Source organism: Arthrobacter sp. S2(2024) (assembly GCF_036662515.1).
Taxonomy (GTDB): Bacteria; Actinomycetota; Actinomycetes; order Actinomycetales; family Micrococcaceae; genus Arthrobacter.
This window is the reverse complement of sequence record NZ_JAYKZI010000003.1, coordinates 376,256-391,714: the sequence shown is the minus strand read 5'-3', so window position 1 is coordinate 391,714 and position 15,459 is coordinate 376,256. Positions and strand designations below refer to the sequence as shown.

16 protein-coding genes are annotated in these 15,459 nt (G+C 62.6%); 6 read left to right on the top strand and 10 right to left on the bottom strand.

Annotated elements, in window-relative coordinates:
- Nucleotides 1–208: 208 nt before the first annotated feature.
- Complete coding sequence (locus VLA65_RS08340) at nucleotides 209–817, bottom strand: helix-turn-helix domain-containing protein (protein WP_059389980.1); 609 nt, start codon at nucleotides 815–817, stop codon at nucleotides 209–211.
- Nucleotides 818–1,368: 551 nt separating this feature from the next.
- Between VLA65_RS08340 and VLA65_RS08335 the strand changes: the two genes are divergently transcribed.
- On the top strand, nucleotides 1,369–2,673 hold the full coding sequence (locus VLA65_RS08335; RefSeq protein ID WP_059389981.1) for an MFS transporter: 1,305 nt from the start codon (nucleotides 1,369–1,371) through the stop codon (nucleotides 2,671–2,673).
- A gap of 4 nt (nucleotides 2,674–2,677) precedes the next feature.
- Complete coding sequence (locus tag VLA65_RS08330) at nucleotides 2,678–3,130, top strand: hypothetical protein (RefSeq protein ID WP_306959873.1); 453 nt, start codon at nucleotides 2,678–2,680, stop codon at nucleotides 3,128–3,130.
- A 116-nt stretch (nucleotides 3,131–3,246) separates the two neighbouring features.
- On the opposite strand, the gene VLA65_RS08325 is transcribed toward VLA65_RS08330, so the two are convergent.
- The 4 genes from VLA65_RS08325 to VLA65_RS08310 form a co-directional block, all read right to left on the bottom strand.
- Nucleotides 3,247–3,594: an RNA polymerase-binding protein RbpA gene (locus VLA65_RS08325; protein WP_059389983.1), complete on the bottom strand. Its 348-nt coding sequence runs from the start codon at nucleotides 3,592–3,594 to the stop codon at nucleotides 3,247–3,249.
- A gap of 244 nt (nucleotides 3,595–3,838) precedes the next feature.
- Nucleotides 3,839–4,780: an SPFH domain-containing protein gene (locus VLA65_RS08320; RefSeq protein WP_059389984.1), complete on the bottom strand. Its 942-nt coding sequence runs from the start codon at nucleotides 4,778–4,780 to the stop codon at nucleotides 3,839–3,841.
- 118 nt (nucleotides 4,781–4,898) lie between these two features.
- Nucleotides 4,899–5,360 carry an NfeD family protein gene (locus VLA65_RS08315; protein WP_332602212.1) on the bottom strand — a complete coding sequence of 154 codons (462 nt, stop codon included), beginning with the start codon at nucleotides 5,358–5,360 and terminating at the stop codon, nucleotides 4,899–4,901.
- A gap of 121 nt (nucleotides 5,361–5,481) precedes the next feature.
- Nucleotides 5,482–6,324 carry a methyltransferase domain-containing protein gene (locus VLA65_RS08310; protein ID WP_332602211.1) on the bottom strand — a complete coding sequence of 281 codons (843 nt, stop codon included), beginning with the start codon at nucleotides 6,322–6,324 and terminating at the stop codon, nucleotides 5,482–5,484.
- Between the two features lie 68 nt (nucleotides 6,325–6,392).
- Here VLA65_RS08310 and VLA65_RS08305 point away from each other — a divergent pair, with 68 nt between their 5' ends.
- On the top strand, nucleotides 6,393–8,420 hold the full coding sequence (locus VLA65_RS08305; protein WP_332602210.1) for a S9 family peptidase: 2,028 nt from the start codon (nucleotides 6,393–6,395) through the stop codon (nucleotides 8,418–8,420).
- Here VLA65_RS08305 and VLA65_RS08300 read toward each other — a convergent pair.
- Genes VLA65_RS08300 through VLA65_RS08285 form a run of 4 tightly spaced genes read right to left on the bottom strand, consistent with a single transcriptional unit; the run spans nucleotide 8,410 to nucleotide 12,116 of the window.
- Nucleotides 8,410–9,087, bottom strand: a complete 678-nt coding sequence (locus VLA65_RS08300) for a peptide deformylase (protein ID WP_332602209.1) — start codon at nucleotides 9,085–9,087, stop codon at nucleotides 8,410–8,412. The two genes, VLA65_RS08305 and VLA65_RS08300, sit on opposite strands and share 11 nt — an antisense overlap.
- A gap of 15 nt (nucleotides 9,088–9,102) precedes the next feature.
- A complete protein-coding gene (locus VLA65_RS08295; protein ID WP_332602208.1) occupies nucleotides 9,103–10,248 on the bottom strand; it encodes an FAD-dependent oxidoreductase in 1,146 nt (381 codons plus the stop codon).
- The gene (locus VLA65_RS08290; RefSeq protein ID WP_332602207.1) at nucleotides 10,238–10,966 is read right to left on the bottom strand and encodes a class I SAM-dependent methyltransferase; all 729 of its coding nucleotides are present in this window, start codon (nucleotides 10,964–10,966) and stop codon (nucleotides 10,238–10,240) included. The genes VLA65_RS08295 and VLA65_RS08290 overlap by 11 nt, the downstream gene beginning before the upstream one ends.
- Before the next feature lie 13 nt (nucleotides 10,967–10,979).
- The gene (locus VLA65_RS08285) at nucleotides 10,980–12,116 is read right to left on the bottom strand and encodes a type III polyketide synthase (protein ID WP_332602206.1); all 1,137 of its coding nucleotides are present in this window, start codon (nucleotides 12,114–12,116) and stop codon (nucleotides 10,980–10,982) included.
- Between the two features lie 735 nt (nucleotides 12,117–12,851).
- On the opposite strand from VLA65_RS08285, the gene VLA65_RS08280 reads away from it, so the two are divergent.
- Nucleotides 12,852–13,112, top strand: a complete 261-nt coding sequence (locus VLA65_RS08280; RefSeq protein WP_059389990.1) for an META domain-containing protein — start codon at nucleotides 12,852–12,854, stop codon at nucleotides 13,110–13,112.
- Nucleotides 13,113–13,264: 152 nt separating this feature from the next.
- Here the strand turns inward: VLA65_RS08280 and VLA65_RS08275 are convergent, their stop codons facing one another.
- A complete protein-coding gene (locus VLA65_RS08275) occupies nucleotides 13,265–13,897 on the bottom strand; it encodes a dihydrofolate reductase family protein (protein ID WP_332602205.1) in 633 nt (210 codons plus the stop codon).
- Nucleotides 13,898–14,047: 150 nt separating this feature from the next.
- Between VLA65_RS08275 and VLA65_RS08270 the strand changes: the two genes are divergently transcribed.
- Nucleotides 14,048–14,914 (top strand): PhzF family phenazine biosynthesis protein, encoded by an 867-nt coding sequence (locus tag VLA65_RS08270; protein WP_332602204.1) that lies wholly within the window; start codon nucleotides 14,048–14,050, stop codon nucleotides 14,912–14,914.
- Between the two features lie 76 nt (nucleotides 14,915–14,990).
- Nucleotides 14,991–15,458 (top strand): MarR family winged helix-turn-helix transcriptional regulator, encoded by a 468-nt coding sequence (locus tag VLA65_RS08265; RefSeq protein ID WP_306959855.1) that lies wholly within the window; start codon nucleotides 14,991–14,993, stop codon nucleotides 15,456–15,458.
- Nucleotide 15,459 lies beyond the last annotated feature (1 nt).

Genomic DNA, 15,459 nt, shown 5'->3' with positions numbered 1-15,459 from the left:
CGGCGGGCATTCCGTTGGAACGGTTGCCGGGGTATAGACGGGGTGCTCAGGAGGAGCCCGCGGCGATGTGCGCAGCGGACCAAGCCTGGCGGAGGGCATGCCGAGTAGAGGTCATGGGGGACCTGGACACGGAAGATTGAGATGTTTGCGAACGGACGTCCAAGGGTCCGTACGTGTATGGGAGCGAGCGGCGGCTAGCGCCGGCTGGTCACCATACGTGAGGGGCGTTGACCCAGATAGCTACGCATACCTCTTCGTAGCTGTTTTTGTACCAGTGAGGCGTATCCGAGGAGAAGGTGATCGAATCGCCCGCCTCAAGCGTGTAGCACTCGCCGTCGAGGAAGATGTCTTTCTTTCCCGACAAGATGATGCCGAACTCCTCGCCGCTGTGGCGGAAAGGGGTGGCGCTGGTGTCGTGGCCTGGCGGACTCACGATCCATTGGGCCTCCAAGGCGCCATTGAGGTCCGGGGTCAGGAGTTCATAGACTGCCTCTCCCACGGACTTCTTGGTGACGCCTTTGAGGTTTCGCCGCTCGGACTTGCGGACAACCGGCGACCTGGTTTCTTCCTGGCCGAGGAAGAACTTCCCCACAGGAATGTCCAGGCCGTGAGCCAGCTGCGCCAAGGTGGTGAATGATGGGTTGGCCAGCCCGCGTTCGATCTGGCTGACGATCGCCGGGCTGAGACCGGTGATCTCCGAGAGTTTGGAAAGGGTCATCCCCTTGTCCTTGCGCATCGTGCGGACCTTGTTGCCGACAGTTGCCAGAAGCGCGCTCGTGCCGGCAGGTGAGGATGCCGTGATGATCTCGTTGGTCATGATCCAGCTTTCTCTCGGTGAGCTGACTCACATAACTATAGTGAAAAATTTTAGCGAATCAATGGTTCGGCGAAATTTTCTCGTTCTCCGAGTTCACTGACGCCGCTGCCGCGGCAGACTCTTCAATGCACGCGGGGCAACGAAGGCTATTTACCAAAAAGCATTGACCTGGTGAATATCTTCAATATAGTTAAGTGAGTCGCATCACTTGGGGAAGTTTGCAACACGATCAGAGACGTTGGCGCTTCAGCCTTCTGGCGGAAGGCCCAGCCCGGCCCCACGTCCACCCTCGTGTTTCCCTTTCTGATCCTGCGGCACCCAGGCAAGCCGTCCACGCTCCCTCTTACGGGACTGGGTGTCCCCGTTTGCTTCAAAGCGCTACGAAGAGGCACGCGTAGCTATCTGGGCTAACTCGCTTCCCATGAGGTGAGCTGGTTCGGCCTTGCCGGACCAAGCCAAAATGATAGTTTCGATCACCGTCGATTCCCCCTGGATGTCAACGGTGATCCGTACCCTCACGCACCGCGAAGGTGCGGAGGAAGGAAAGAATCATGACTGACACTGTCGTCAAGAATGGCCCGGAAAGCGCCCGGAAATCCCGGCTCTCTCCGGAAATCCGCCGTGGGCTGCTGGGCCTCGGACTCGGGAACACCCTTGAGTGGTACGACTGGATGGTCTTCGGACTCCTGTCGGCCTTCATCGGGCCAAAGTTCTTCCCCTCGCAGGACCCCACCGCCGCAACGCTTAACGCCCTGGCCGTCTTCGCCGTCGGCTTCGCCTTCCGTCCCTTGGGCGGCGTCCTGCTCGGTACTTTCGCCGACAGAATCGGCCGTCGAAAAGTGATGCTCTGGTCCATCATGATGATGGCAATCACCACGCTGATCATCGCCCTGTGTCCGACGTACCAGCAGATCGGCGGCGCCGCCGGCGTCATCCTCTTGGTCTGCCGCATCGTGCAGGGCATCTCCACCGGTGTTGAAGCTCCGCTTTCCACCGCGCACGCCGTCGAACTGGTTCCCGTGGGACGCGAAGGGTTCGTCGCGGGCATCATCTCCTTCTTCGTCAACTCGGGCATTCTCCTCGCTTCGCTGGTCAGCTACCTGTGCAGCCTGATGCTGAGCGGGGCTGTCATGGCCGACTGGGGCTGGCGTGTTCCCTTCATCGTGGGAGCGATCTTCGGCTTCATCGTGGTCTACCTTCGGCGCACTCTTCCGGAAACCATGCGGCCCGAGGAGCTCGCGGAGAACTCCTCCAAAGCTGTTTGGGGCGGCGTGCGCAAGCATTGGCTGAGCGTGCTGGCCATAACCTTCGTGGTTGGAGCAGCGCAAGCCTACAACTACGCCTGGAACACCGGCCTGCCCACTGCGGCCCGCAGCGGCTTCAAAGAAGACGCCACCGCTGTCTTCGCCCTCACCACCATTCTTGGAGCCGTGCTGGTTGTCGGCAGCCTGGTAGTCGGCAAGTTCGCAGACGGCAAGTCGATTTCGAAGTGGTTCCTGATCACCCGCGCACTGTCGATTCCGTCGGTCTTCCTGATGCTGATGTACGTCCGTCCGGGCATCGGCGGGTTCGCCGCGGTCCTCCTGGGCGGCTCGGTTGTCCTTGTCCTGAACATGACCCTGTACAACGTCGTCACCAGTTCCCTGATGCCCAAATCATGCCGAGGCGCCGGAACTTCCCTTGGTTACGGGATTGGTGTGGCCGTCTTCGGTGGTACGGCTTCCTATCTCCTGGTCTGGCTCCAGTCCATGAATGCATCGTGGATCTTCCCGGTTTACGTCGCGGTGCTGTCCGTGCTGAGCATTGTCTTCTACCTGCTGGCACGCAGGAAGAGCGGCATCTTCATTGGAAGCTAGGAACGTGATCTCGTTTGACCTCAGTCAGTCCGACGTAGAGCTCTACGCCGCGGCCCGCCAACTGCTCCTCACGGCTCATCACAGCGAGAACCATCGTGTCGCTGCCGCGATGCGGGGCGCGTCAGGGGCGATCTATCTGGGCCTTCACATCGGTTCCAAACGAATCAACGTGTGTGCCGAATCCAGCGCCCTCGCCAATGCCCGCATTGCCCAGGAAGCCTCCATCGAGTCCTCCGTCGCAGTCAGCATGGACGAACACGGAGAACCGCAGGTCACGAATCCTTGTGGCGTCTGCCGGGAGCTGCTGCGGAACTACGGAGCCGGGGCAACGGTCCTGGTTGATGCCGGGGGAGAGGTTGGAACTGTCGGTCTAGCCGAACTCCTGCCATATCCCTGGATGCGGGCCACCGAGACCGAATGGGCCACCCAACCACCGGAAGCCACGAAGATGCACTAAATGCAACGGAAAAGTCCGGGTCCGCACTCTGAAGAGTGCGGACCCGGACTTTTATCGTGAAACTGTTCCCTCGGCAACTGTTCGCTGAGGAACGGCGCCCTTTGGGAATTGCGGCGTTATGCCGAGCGGCGTTCCCCGCGACGTTCGCGCAGGATGTTCAGGCGGTCTTCGAGGATCTGCTCGAGCTCGGGAAGGCTGCGACGTTCCAGCAGCATGTCCCAGTGGGTGCGGACGGCCTTCTCGTTGGTGTCAACGGGGCGTTCACCATCAACCAGGAGCGCTTCCTTGCCGGTCTTGGAAACCCAGACAGGAGGGATCTCGGCTTCGGAGGAGAAGGTAACGAAGACCTGCTCTCCGTCCGCGCAGCGGTATTCAACCCTCTGACGCGGCGCCGGCTCCACGCCGGATTCGGTTTCCATGCTCTGGGCGCCAAGACGCATGCCCCGCAGGCTGCGATCGCTCATGATTACTCCCTCTGTCTGTTCGCGGAACCATGCTCCGCGCTAGCCGGACGCCGCGAGGCGTCGCCCGGACTACTGTCTGCACACGTTGCATCACTAGATGAAACGCCTGACCAAGCGTTAATGTTCCGTTCGGATTGAACCGGCCGGACAAATACACCATTATACGCGGATCGAAGCTGACAGGACAAAGCGAAAGGGACCGGCCAGAGAGATTGTGGCCGGTCCCCGTTCAAACTGTCGGTAGTTACGCGGACGGTTCTTGTTTGGAATCGCTGAACAGGTCAGCGACGCCGGATCCGCCGTTGGCGCCACCGAGCGCTCCGCCGATGCCCTTGAGGGCCTCACCGACCTCGCTCGGGATGATCCACAGCTTGTTGGATGAGCCCTCCGCAATCTTCGGCAAGGTCTGGAGGTACTGGTAGGCAAGCAGCTTTTGATCCGGGTTGCCTTTGTGGATGGCGTCGAAGACCTTCTGAATGGCCTGCGCTTCGCCATCGGCGCGGAGGATGGCCGCCTTCGCGTCACCCTCTGCAGCGAGGATTGCCGCTTGCCGCTGGCCTTCGGCCGTGAGGATCGCCGATTGCTTGGTGCCTTCGGCCGTCAGAATCGCAGCACGCCGGTCGCGCTCGGCCCGCATCTGCTTCTCCATTGAGTCCTGAATGGAGTGCGGCGGGTCGATTGCCTTGAGCTCCACGCGGGAAACGCGGATTCCCCAGCGTCCCGTGGCTTCGTCCAGGACCCCGCGCAACTGGCCGTTGATCTGGTCGCGCGAAGTGAGTGCTTCTTCAAGATTCAAGCCGCCCACGACGTTACGGAGCGTCGTGGTGGTCAGCTGTTCAACAGCCTGGATGTAGTTGGCGATCTCGTAGGTCGCTGCCCGCGGATCCGTGACCTGGAAATAGACCACGGTGTCGATCGATACAACCAGGTTGTCTTCGGTAATCACCGGCTGCGGCGGGAAGGAAACCACTTGTTCTCGAAGGTCCAACAGCGGCAGCAAGCGGTCGACAAACGGGATCAGGATGGTGAGCCCGGGGTTGAGCGTGCGCTGGTATTTACCGAGGCGTTCCACGACGCCGGCGCGCGCTTGCGGGATGATCCTGATCGAGCGGACCAAAACGATAATGACGAATATGACGAGAACTAGCAGCACGATCGCGGCTGCAGTTCCTCCCAAGCTGTCCATACATCTCCTTCATTCCCCAGTTACGTTTTTGATGCGGTATGTGTGCGGCAAAATGCCGGTCGCCAGTCGCCGAACGCTCGTCGTCGAACGTCGTGGCGTAAGCCATGGCGGGACGCTGCTAGTGCGGGCTGTTTTCCGCTGTCGGGGCGACTACCGCCGTCGCGCCGTCAATCCTGGTGACCTGCACGGTCTGGCCGGCGTCGATGATTTCCGCCGCGCTGCGGGCGCTCCACACATCGCCACCGATTTTGACGAGTCCCGCCGTCGCGCTGACGGGCTCCATGACCAGCGCCGATTGGCCGATCAAGCGGTCCACGTTGGTGCGTTGCTCGGCGGGCCCTATGTGCAGATGCTTGAGTGCGATAGGACGGACGAACGCGATCATCAGCAGGGACACGATGCAGAGGACCACAATCTGCAACCACAGATCGGCTCCGGCAAGGTCAGCGACGAGTGCAGCCAGCGCGCCGGCCCCGAGCATGATGAAGAAGAAGCTGAGCGTCAGCATCTCCACCACGGCGAAAGCGAGAAACACCGTGAGCCAGAGGGCCCACCAGTTGCTGCCAAGCCATTCAAACATCGTTCCCCCTGTTTCCGGACTTGCGGCGGCAGCCGGCCTGATCCGGACTGCAGCGTCGGCAAGATCACAGTCGCTATTTTTCCATCCTAGCCCGGCGCGAAGGTTCCCGTTAGGCGCCTTGCTACGGCGCTGTGAAAACGCCGAGGGTGAACTTCGCGGTGGCTTGAACGGACGTTTCCGAGGCCGTTGACGCCAGAAGGGCGGCGCGTTCCAGGTGATGACCCGCCGGTCCCATGAAGGCGACATCGGCGATGTCCCGCCCACCGAGCTTGAGGTCCACGTCGAGGTGAATGGTGTCCGCGAGAGTGAAGAACTCCTGCATGGACTCGGTAAGTCGTTCTTCTTTTCCCGGCTCAATGTTGAGCATTCCGGTGCGTTCCGCAATCTCCCCAAGGTGTCCGTTGCGCGGAGTCACCACGATCACCCGGCCGCCTGGACGCAGGACGCGGGCGAATTCCGGGGGGTTCCGCGGCGCGAAGACCACGATGATGGCATCCACGGAGTGGTCGGCGATGGGCAGTGGTCGCCAGATATCCCACACCAGATTGACGGCGCCGGGATTCAGCCGTGCGGCCCGGCGGAGGGCGAACTTCGAGATATCGATGCCAATGGCTGCCGCAGGAGTGCGTTCCAGCACTGTCCGCAGGTAGTGGCCGGTGCCTGTCCCCGAATCGAGGACCAGGGAGCCCGGCACCGACAGGACCGGAGCCGCCTCCTCCGCGATGGCTTCGGCGAGCGGAGCGTAGTGGCCCGCGCCCAGGAAATCGTCGCGGGCCGCGACCATCTCTGCCGTGTCCGCCTCGAAGACGGTGCCCTTTCCCGTGAGCAGGTTGAAATAGCCCTGTTTGGCGGCGTCGAAACTGTGGCCGGCGACGCAAACCAGGGAAAGCGGCGCCGCCCCGCTTAGTCCAAAAGGACCCCTGCAGACCGGGCAGCGCAGGGAAGGGACGGCGTCGGAAAGCATAGGGACAATCCTACGGCGGCCGGAGTGGCAGATATCGTCACGCCGTGGCGGCCGCTAGGCTCACCAGCGTGAAAGCCGAACAACTCCCGCTGCTGAATTCCGTCTCTGCTCCCGCCGCCCATCCCGATGGGACCCGCGCCGTTGTGTCCGTAACGCGGCCCGATTTCGATGCTGATGCGTACGTCGGGCAGCTTTGGAGCGTTCCTTTTGACCCTGCGATCCCGCCCCGTCGGATAACCCGTGGGTTCCGGGACACCGCACCGGCATTCTCGCCCGACGGTACGGTATTGGCATTCCTCAGGGCGACGCCGGACGGCAAGCCGCAACTGCACGTGGTGGAGGCCGACGGCGGGGAACCGCAAGCGATCACTGAGCAGAAACTGGGTGTCTCGGACTTTTCCTGGGCACCCGATTCTCACAGGATTGTTTTCTCTTCGCGGGTTCCCGAGGAAGGCCGTTACGGAACGGTTGACGGCGTCGGGCCGGGCAGCGAAGACCCCCGATTGATCACCGACAACCAATACAGGCTCAATGGACTGGGTTACACCGCCGACAAGCCCGCGCAACTGTTCGTCGTCGACGTTCCCGAGCCCGGAGCGGAACCGCCGGTGGCCCCCGCCGGGAGGGCCGCTAAAGCCCTCGGGCCAGAGGCCGCGAGCCTGGTGCCGCGGGCCATGCAGTTGACCTCCGGCGACGTCGACCACACCTCGCCGTCGTTCAGCCGCAACGGCGAGAGCGTTTACTACGTCGCCTCGCTTCACGAAGGCCACGACGCCGATCTCGCCTCGGGTATCTATCGTGTCCCCGCCGCGGGAGGGGACATCACCGCGCTGCGTCCGGACGCTGCACCGCAGTCTGTCCTGGAAGTCTGCGAGTCCGTGGACGGCGAATGGCTGTTCTTTACGGCACAGGACCTCGGCGATGACGGCCTGGATTTCGTCGCGAGGAACACAGCGCTATATGTCATGCCGGTCCGGGGTGGCAAGGCGACGATGCTGAGCGATGTCGAAAACCAGGACGTTGGCGGCCCCCTCGAAACCGTCGGAGCGGATGGGGTGCTGGCGCCCAACACGACTCGTGGGAACGTGCAACTGATCCGCTGGACGGCCGACGGCGGGGCCGAGGTACTCGTCGAGGGGCCCCGGGTGGTGATCGGCGCTTCCGCGGTGCGAGACATCGTGTCTGTCTCTTTCGGTGACGCGTTCAGCAACGGTGAGCTCGGCGTTCTGGAGAACGGTGAATTCCGGGTGCTCACCGATTTCGCCAGGGCGCTCCGAGGCGAAGCAACCATTCTTGAACCGCACGAGTTCACAGCCACCGGCCCTGACGGCTACCCGGTCCATGGCTGGGCGGTCCTGCCGGAGGGGCCAGGCCCGCACCCCGTGCTGCTCACCATCCACGGCGGCCCTTTCGCGCAGTACACGGGAGCCTTCTTCGACGAAGCCCAGGTTTACGCCGAGGCGGGATACGCCGTGCTGATGTGCAACCCGCGTGGTTCCGCCGGGTACGGCCAGGCGCACGGCGGGGCCATCAAGGAAAAGATGGGCACCGTGGACATGGCGGATGTACTCACCTTCCTGGATGGTGCCGTGGAAGCCTTCCCCGCGATGGACAAGGAATCGATCGGCATCATGGGCGGGTCCTACGGCGGATACCTGACGGCCTGGGTCATCGGCCACGAACACCGCTTCAAGGCAGCCATCGTGGAGCGCGGATTCCTTGACCCCGTCAGCTTTGCCGGATCATCGGATATTGGATGGTTCTTCGGTGGCCAATACACGGGCGGCTCGCTGGAACAGATGGCGGCCCAAAGCCCCATGGCCGTGGTGACCGCAGTCCGGACACCCACGCTGGTAGTCCACAGCGAAAACGATCTCCGATGCCCGGTTGAACAGGGCCAGCGCTACTTTGCCGCCCTCAAGGCGCAAGGCGTGGAGACGGCGTTGCTCCTCTTCCCGGGTGAAGATCACGAACTATCGCGCTCGGGCACGCCACACCACAGGCGACAGCGTTTCGAGCAGATCCTCGCGTGGTGGGCAAGGCACCTGCCTTCAGCAGCAAACCGGCCCCGCGAGGCCGGTTCAGCTACGGATTGAGGAAACCAAGCCCGCGGCGTGCCTCGTCGACACCGGGGTACGCCCAATGTGCAGAGTATTCTGCATCGTTCGCCAGGGACCGCAACTCGGCGCGGTCCACATAGAGTCCGCCTTGCAGGTGGTCGGTCTCGTGCTGGACTATCCGTGCCTGCCATCCGGAGAATCCAGCCGAGGCTGCACTGCCGTCGGGACGCTGATAATGCAGGCGGACATCGCGGTGCCGTGTGACCACGGCCTGGAATCCGCGCATCGACAAACAGCCTTCGTAGAACGACGCCGTTGCAGTCCCCTCGGGTTCGTAGCCGGGGTTCAGTATCGCGAAGAAGCCCAGCGGTGTCCTTTGGCGGATCTCCGAGGCCACAGGGTCAACATCGAAATGGTCTTCGAGCACGGCCAGCTGCAAGGGGATGCCGAGCTGCGGTGCGGCGAGGCCCACACCGGGAGCGGCGTGCATGACATCCCGCATCCGCTCGACCAGTTGCGCCAGTTCGGTGTCGTCGAGCTGGCCGTCATAGGGCGCGGCGCGCTGGCGCAGCACGGGATGGCCGACCTGCACGATGGGCGGGAGGCCTTCGAGGCCGAGCAAGTCCTGGACTGCGCTGCGGATTTCCGAGGCAGTAAACGTGGTGTCCGGGCCGGCAGCCAGAGGGCGGGTCTCAAAGTCCATGGATTGAGCTTAGTGTCAATGCATCGTGAATCTACGGGCAACAAGCTCCGAGAACATCGGCAAGGTGATGGCTCGGCCGATCACCGCGTTCCTTGCGTTGAGGACCTTCGGGGGCAAGGGGCGGCCCAGCGCCATGTTGAGGCTGGCCTGCCAGATGGCTTTCTTCGCTGCACGGTGCCGGTCCCGCTCGAATCCAGCGAGTTCCTTGGTGGCAGGGCCTCCCGCGGATGTTCGCAATGCTTCGCTGATGATCGGCGCCAAAGCAACGGCGTCCAACCAGCCCAGGTTCATCCCTTGGCCGCCGATCGGGCTGATCTCATGGGCGGCGTCTCCAATCAGGGCGACCCGTCCGTGGATCATGCGGGAGACCATCCGGGAGGTGACGCCGAACGCGCTGATCATCGTATTGCTTGCGGAATCCACCGCGCTGCCGGTCCGCTTCTTGATAAGTGCGGCGAGCGCATGGGGAGTGGGTTCCTGGCACGGCGCGCCAAGCCGGACCACCCACCGGCGGATGCCGTCGGGCAGGGGGAAGGACTCCACGATTCCTCCGGGCTCAAGGAAGAGGACGGCGTTGTCGCCGTACGTCGATTCATCCCGGAAATCGCCCATGACGTAGTAGTCGGGATAGGTGCGGAGACGCGGCTCCAAACCCAGTCCCTCACGGACGGCGGAATGGACACCGTCGGCGGCCACGACGAAGCGGCCTAGAAATTCCACCGGAGCCCCCGATTGCTGTCCCCGCAGACGCAGGTGTCCGCCGTCGTCGACGACTTCCTCAACCTGCACCCCGCGGTGGAGGGCTCCCGGATCGAGGTCGATCACCCTGGACTCGAGGGCGTGGGTGGTGAGGTATTGCGGAACGGAAAGGATGAAGGGGTACTCGGCGGAGGGGCGGGCGAAGTCCATGTCGGCAACTTTCCTGCCACCGCTGTAAGCCGCACCGTGGGTGATGCGGACCCCGGAAGAGACCAAGGGATGTGCGGCACCTACTGCGTCCAAGGCCGCCAGGGCGGGAGGATGGATTCCTATGGCGCGCGTCTGGCGGCCCGACGTCGCGCGCCTTTCGAGAACCGCGACGCGGTGCCCGTTTTGCAGCAGCAGGGCTGCCATATATAGCCCGACAGGTCCGGCTCCAACCACCACGACGTCAAACATCATGGACCTCGCCGGGCCGGTAGACCAGCAGGTTGTGCCACAAGCCGCTCGGTTCAACCGTCCAGGCCGGGGGAGTGGCGGCCTGGAGTTCCGTTGCCGTGTAGCTGCGCCTGATGGACGTGAGGCCGTCGCCGTGGATGTAGGAACCGATGCCGAGGGGCCAGGATCCTGCCCAGAAAAGTGCGTAGGCCATGCGGCTGCGTTTGAGGTCGTTGTGGAGGGCAATCCGGCGGCAAAGCTGCTCGGAATCGTGAAGGAACGAGGCGAGTTCCGGGGTGGTCAGGTGGTGCAGGACATGGTTGGAAATAACGACGTCGAATGTGCGACCTTCTGACACGAGCTCCGAGCTGAGGGCCTTCCGGTAGCTCACGCCCTCCACCGGCGGAGCGGAGTTGGCGAACTGGAAGGCGCGCTCGTCCGGGTCGATTCCGGTGATTTCCAGCTGATAGCCGTCCGCCGCGGCACGACGAGCGAGGTTACGGGCGACGTCTCCACCGCCGCAGCCGATGTCAAGGACCGTGGTGGGCACCGCCGTCGTGAGCAAAGGCTTGATCCGTGAGCTGTAGGTGGCCCGCCAGCCGGAAACTACGGCGTTGACGATCGGAAACCGCGCGTAACTCCGGTTGAGCCGGTCAAGCTCGCAATCGGGACGGTCCATGTCTTCCACCGCGGTCACATCCCGTTCGCCGAGAAAGCCGCCAGCGCGGGGGTGGGCGAGCATCAGAGACCCGGCATCACAGAGTCGGGGAAACCCTGGTGAACAGTCCCGTCTCCACCGTGAGGCCGGGGCCGAATGCCATGGAACAGATGCGTTCCTCCCGCTCTGCCGGAGTTTGTCCCAGGATCTGTTTCAAGACGAAGAGCACAGTGGCGCTGCTCATGTTGCCGTAGTCGCGAAGGACGTCGCGGGCGGGAATCATCTGTTCTTCGGTGAGTTCAAGCTTCGATTCGACTTTGTCGAGGATGCTGCGGCCGCCGGGATGGATGGCCCAATGTGTAATGTCCCGGTAGGGGAGTCCTGCCAGGGAGGGGTCCCGGGCAAGCAACGGTTCGAGCGCTCCTGTGATGTGTTCCTCGATGATGTGGGGCACGTACGTGCCGAGAACCATTTCGAATCCTTCGTCTCCGATGTTCCAGGCCATGGCTTCTTCGCCGACTGGCGTCAGGACAGTCTCGAAGTGATCGAGCCTGATCACCGGGTCCGGCCCTTCGGGTTCGCGGGAAGTCACGACGGCGGCTGCCGCGCCGTCCGCAAAGATCGCCGAGCCCATGATGGTGTCCGGATCGTTTGAGGTCCGGACGTGGAGCGAGCAAAGCTCCACGCAGATGACGAGGACGACGGCAGAGGGGTCGGCCTGGCAGAACTGCCGGGCTGCGCGGAGGGCGGGGAACGCGGCGTAGCAACCCATGAAGCCGAGGTGATAGCGCTGTACCGCCGGGCTGAGTCCGAGGGCCCGGACTACTTTGTAGTCGGGGCCGGGATTGAAAAATCCCGTGCAGGAAACAGTGATGACATGGGTTATGTCAAGTAAATCGATATCGGGACATTTCCCGACGGCGGCCTTGGCGGCCTCGATGAACAATTTGGTGGCTTCGACGGCAAAGATTTCGTTGCGGACTTTGGTGCTGGGGCTAAGTACACGGCCTGTGGCGGGGTCGAAGAACGAGGGATTCTCGGAGTGGTTATCAAGGGACAATTCGGCGACGGCGGTGAATCGGGTATCGATTGCTGCTGAATCAAAACAGGTTCGCACCAGCCGGGATCCAAGCCGTGTCAGGCCGGGTTGAGATGCAAAAACGTCGCGCGCCTGTGGTTGCACAAGCACTGTGGGCGGTACGGCAGTTTCCAGAGACCTCACGTAGACCGGCATGCTTCATTGTTGGCGACGAAGATGCCGTTGACAATGGCAGGGCGTGGAAATGTGGACGTTTTGAGGGGCATCGGCTGTTTTCCGGGGAGCTGCTCCTCGACCGGTTTCCGGGTTTTCAAAGCTTCTGCGCCACAAATTGAGGCGATGGGCTACTAGTTCTAGTAGGAGCCCATTTGTCCGTTTCGCTGAGCTCACCGAGCGGCTGGACCGGTTGGCAATCGACAAAGGAACGGGTTCTCACAGCTACTCCCACTCTCGTGGTTTTAACGCCGATAATCTACATTATGTAAAGTAGCGAAAGACCGTTCGCCCGTTTCTACGAATACATCCGCTTCTTCCGACGGCCGCACAGGTGCCGAAATCGGTCCTGCCAGACCCCCGCTTCTCCCCGGGGCGCAGTGGCAACCAAACCGGCGAACGAAGCCCAGTGACAAAGCCGCCGACCACGTATACGCTCCGATCAGCTTCCATCTTCAGGGGGATTCGATGAAGCATTCACGATTGTGGCAAAACACTTTTCGCCTGCTATTTTTCGTCCTGCTAATGACTTCTTGTGCATCGGGCCCGGTAGGCGAAACAAGGCCGGACGTCCCAGCGCCTTCCCCGACCGTTTCCACGCCTCCAGTGGTTCCGTGCACGTCGTTCCTGCCGTCCGCCCCATGTTCGCAATACGTCAGCATTTCGGGGACATCCGACGGCGTCACCCTGCCTTGGGTGGCGGCAGGCGGGCTGAGAGTGGAACTGTATTCCGTCAACGGGGTGCTTCAGTTCGCGGCGAAAACCCCGTGCAATCCGATCAGTGGACCGGCGACCATCACAGCGAACACTCTCACACTCGGCAAACTCGCGGCTGGAGCAATGGGCTGCGCCGGCGAGTCTTCTGCTCAGGAGCAATGGGTCACGCAATTCCTCAGTCGCCCCATAGAAATGTCGTTCGTGAAGGACACTCTGACCTGGACGGCTGGAGCGGACACGCTCAGCTTTAAAAGCAAATAGCAGGCGCTCGTTGTGGCGTTACGCTGCCCACCAGGCGGAATTCCCGGCGGGGCTCCGCTGGTCCAGCATGGGGCTCCTCCCCCACCAGGATCCAAACCGCGATCGTTTCGAGTCCATATTCACGCCGCAACGCTTGCCACACACCGGCTGCCTCAGAACACATCCTCCGGATCCAGCGTGGATGTTGCGTACTCCGGACACCCGGCGGGTCGATAACTCTGGATGGTGATGCCCCGGGGCGTCGTACGTGAGCTGAGCAGCTCCAGCGCCCGGTCCGGACCGGATTCGGGGAACAACCGCGTGCCCTGGCCGACGATCACGGGATAGGTGAGCAAATCGAGTTGGTCGACGAGGTCGTTGGCGAGCAGCCATCGGACCAGGACGCCGCTGCCCGGGACCAGCCGGTCGCCGTCGTGATCTGCCTTCAGTTCAGCGATCGCCGCGGCGAGGTCGCCCGCCAGCACCGTGGTGCCCGACCATTGCGGGTCGGTGAGGCTCGTTGATGCCACGTACTTGGGCCGACTGTTCAACGCGGCCGCGATCGGGTTCGCGCTGGGCTCGATCATCGCTCCCCAATAAGGGGCGAAGATCTCGTACGTCCGCCGCCCGAAGAGAAACGCGGTCGCACCGCCGTAGACCTCGCTGAGATAGTCACCTGTTTCGGCGTCGAGAAGAGGTATGGCCCATCCCCCGCACTCAAAGCCGCCTCTGCGATCTTCGTCGGCTCCGCCCAATCCCTGCATCACGCCGTCCACCGAGACGTTGGTCGTTGTCGTCAACCTCATGTCGTTTCACCCCGTCGAACAACGGCCGCGGACCCCTTCTGGATCCACGCTACGTGCCCTCATTCTCCCAAGCCTTTACGCCCTTTGCCCGGTAGCGCCGTCGAACGCTGAATTCGGTCATGGCGGCGGCTTCCGTGCGACGATATCCGGATGGAACCGACCCCGGATGTGCTGCGCTATGCCGCCTTTACCGATACCCCCGAAGGAGGAAATCCGGCAGGAGTGGTCCTGGATGCAAGCGGCCTGGACGACTCACGGATGCAGGCAATCGCGGCTGACATCGGGTACGCGGAAACGGTCTTTGTCACCGAGATGGCCGTTGACGGGGACGCCCGCCGAAACCGTGTGCGGTACTTCTCCCCCATCGCCGAGGTACCGTTTTGCGGCCACGCGACTATCGCTTTGGCTGTCGCGCTCTCAGGACGCGACGGTGCGGGAACCTTTGTATTCGACACCGAGGTAGGGCCCGTGGTGATTGAGACGGCGGGCCGCGGCACTGAGGTCACGGCAAGCTTCACGAGCGTGGAACCCCAAATTGCCGAGTTCTCCGACGGCGTCCTGGATTCCCTGCTCGGATTGCTCGGCTTGGGCCAAAGCGAACTGCACCCGGGCTACCCTCCGAAGGTCGCTTTCGCCGGAAACTGGCACCCCATCCTGGTCTTCGCCGAACGGAGCACCTTCGACTCCTACGTGTTCAACCCGGATGCCATGCGCGCGCTGATGGATGCCCAGGGCTGGGCCGGCACCGTCACGACGCTCTGCGAGATTGCTGGCGGCGAGTTCGACTCGCGCAACCTTTTCCCCGTGGGAACCATCACTGAAGATCCGGCGACAGGTTCAGCCGCCGCGGCTTTCGGCGCATACCTCCGGTTGCTTTCGCTCGTGCAGACCCCAACCCGAGTGATTGTGCACCAAGGCAGCCACGTCGGCCGCCCGAGTGTCCTCATGGTCGATATTCCCCCGCAAGGCGGAATTGTCGTGAGTGGCGAAGCTGTGGAGATCGCCGAGCCCAGATAACCAGTCCAGGCCCCACAAAACCAGGATAGTAAGGCAACCTTTTCAGTTTGCCTTACTATCTGCTAGCGTCGTTGTTATGAACCCCCACCCGGATACAGACGCGACGGGCATGCTCGAAGCTGCCGCGGAGCTTCGTGTCCTCATTGGCCAGTTGACCAGGCGGCTGCGTGAGCAGTCCCAAGTGGACAACCCGACCCAAGTGGACAACCTGACGAATGCGCAAAAGGCCGTGTTGATCCATTTGGATCGTGACGGTCAGGCCACCCTGTCCGCGCTGGCCCGCGCAGAGGGAATGCGTCCCCAGTCCATGGGCGCCATCATTTCCGCCCTTTCCAGCGCAGGACTCGTTGAGAGCGGCCCTGATCCGGCAGACGGCCGCCAGCGGATCTTGTCCCTCACAACCGAAGCCCGGAGGAGCATCAGCGCCAGCCGGGCGGCCAAAGCTGATTGGCTCTACCGCACCATCCAGTCCAAACTCACGCCGGACGAGCAGGAACTCTTGCCCGGCGCTATCCACCTACTCAAACGCCTTCTGGAGCCGTGAT

Coding starts and splice junctions, on each gene's coding strand:
- VLA65_RS08300 (WP_332602209.1), bottom strand. CDS start 9,087: ATGGACTTTGAGACCCGCCCTCTGGCTGCCGGCCCGGACACCACGTTT.
- VLA65_RS08335 (WP_059389981.1), top strand. CDS start 1,369: ATGACTGACACTGTCGTCAAGAATGGCCCGGAAAGCGCCCGGAAATCC.
- VLA65_RS08270 (WP_332602204.1), top strand. CDS start 14,048: ATGGAACCGACCCCGGATGTGCTGCGCTATGCCGCCTTTACCGATACC.
- VLA65_RS08340 (WP_059389980.1), bottom strand. CDS start 817: ATGACCAACGAGATCATCACGGCATCCTCACCTGCCGGCACGAGCGCG.
- VLA65_RS08325 (WP_059389983.1), bottom strand. CDS start 3,594: ATGAGCGATCGCAGCCTGCGGGGCATGCGTCTTGGCGCCCAGAGCATG.
- VLA65_RS08315 (WP_332602212.1), bottom strand. CDS start 5,360: ATGTTTGAATGGCTTGGCAGCAACTGGTGGGCCCTCTGGCTCACGGTG.
- VLA65_RS08310 (WP_332602211.1), bottom strand. CDS start 6,324: ATGCTTTCCGACGCCGTCCCTTCCCTGCGCTGCCCGGTCTGCAGGGGT.
- VLA65_RS08265 (WP_306959855.1), top strand. CDS start 14,991: ATGAACCCCCACCCGGATACAGACGCGACGGGCATGCTCGAAGCTGCC.
- VLA65_RS08290 (WP_332602207.1), bottom strand. CDS start 10,966: ATGCTCGCCCACCCCCGCGCTGGCGGCTTTCTCGGCGAACGGGATGTG.
- VLA65_RS08275 (WP_332602205.1), bottom strand. CDS start 13,897: ATGAGGTTGACGACAACGACCAACGTCTCGGTGGACGGCGTGATGCAG.
- VLA65_RS08295 (WP_332602208.1), bottom strand. CDS start 10,248: ATGATGTTTGACGTCGTGGTGGTTGGAGCCGGACCTGTCGGGCTATAT.
- VLA65_RS08320 (WP_059389984.1), bottom strand. CDS start 4,780: ATGGACAGCTTGGGAGGAACTGCAGCCGCGATCGTGCTGCTAGTTCTC.
- VLA65_RS08285 (WP_332602206.1), bottom strand. CDS start 12,116: ATGCCGGTCTACGTGAGGTCTCTGGAAACTGCCGTACCGCCCACAGTG.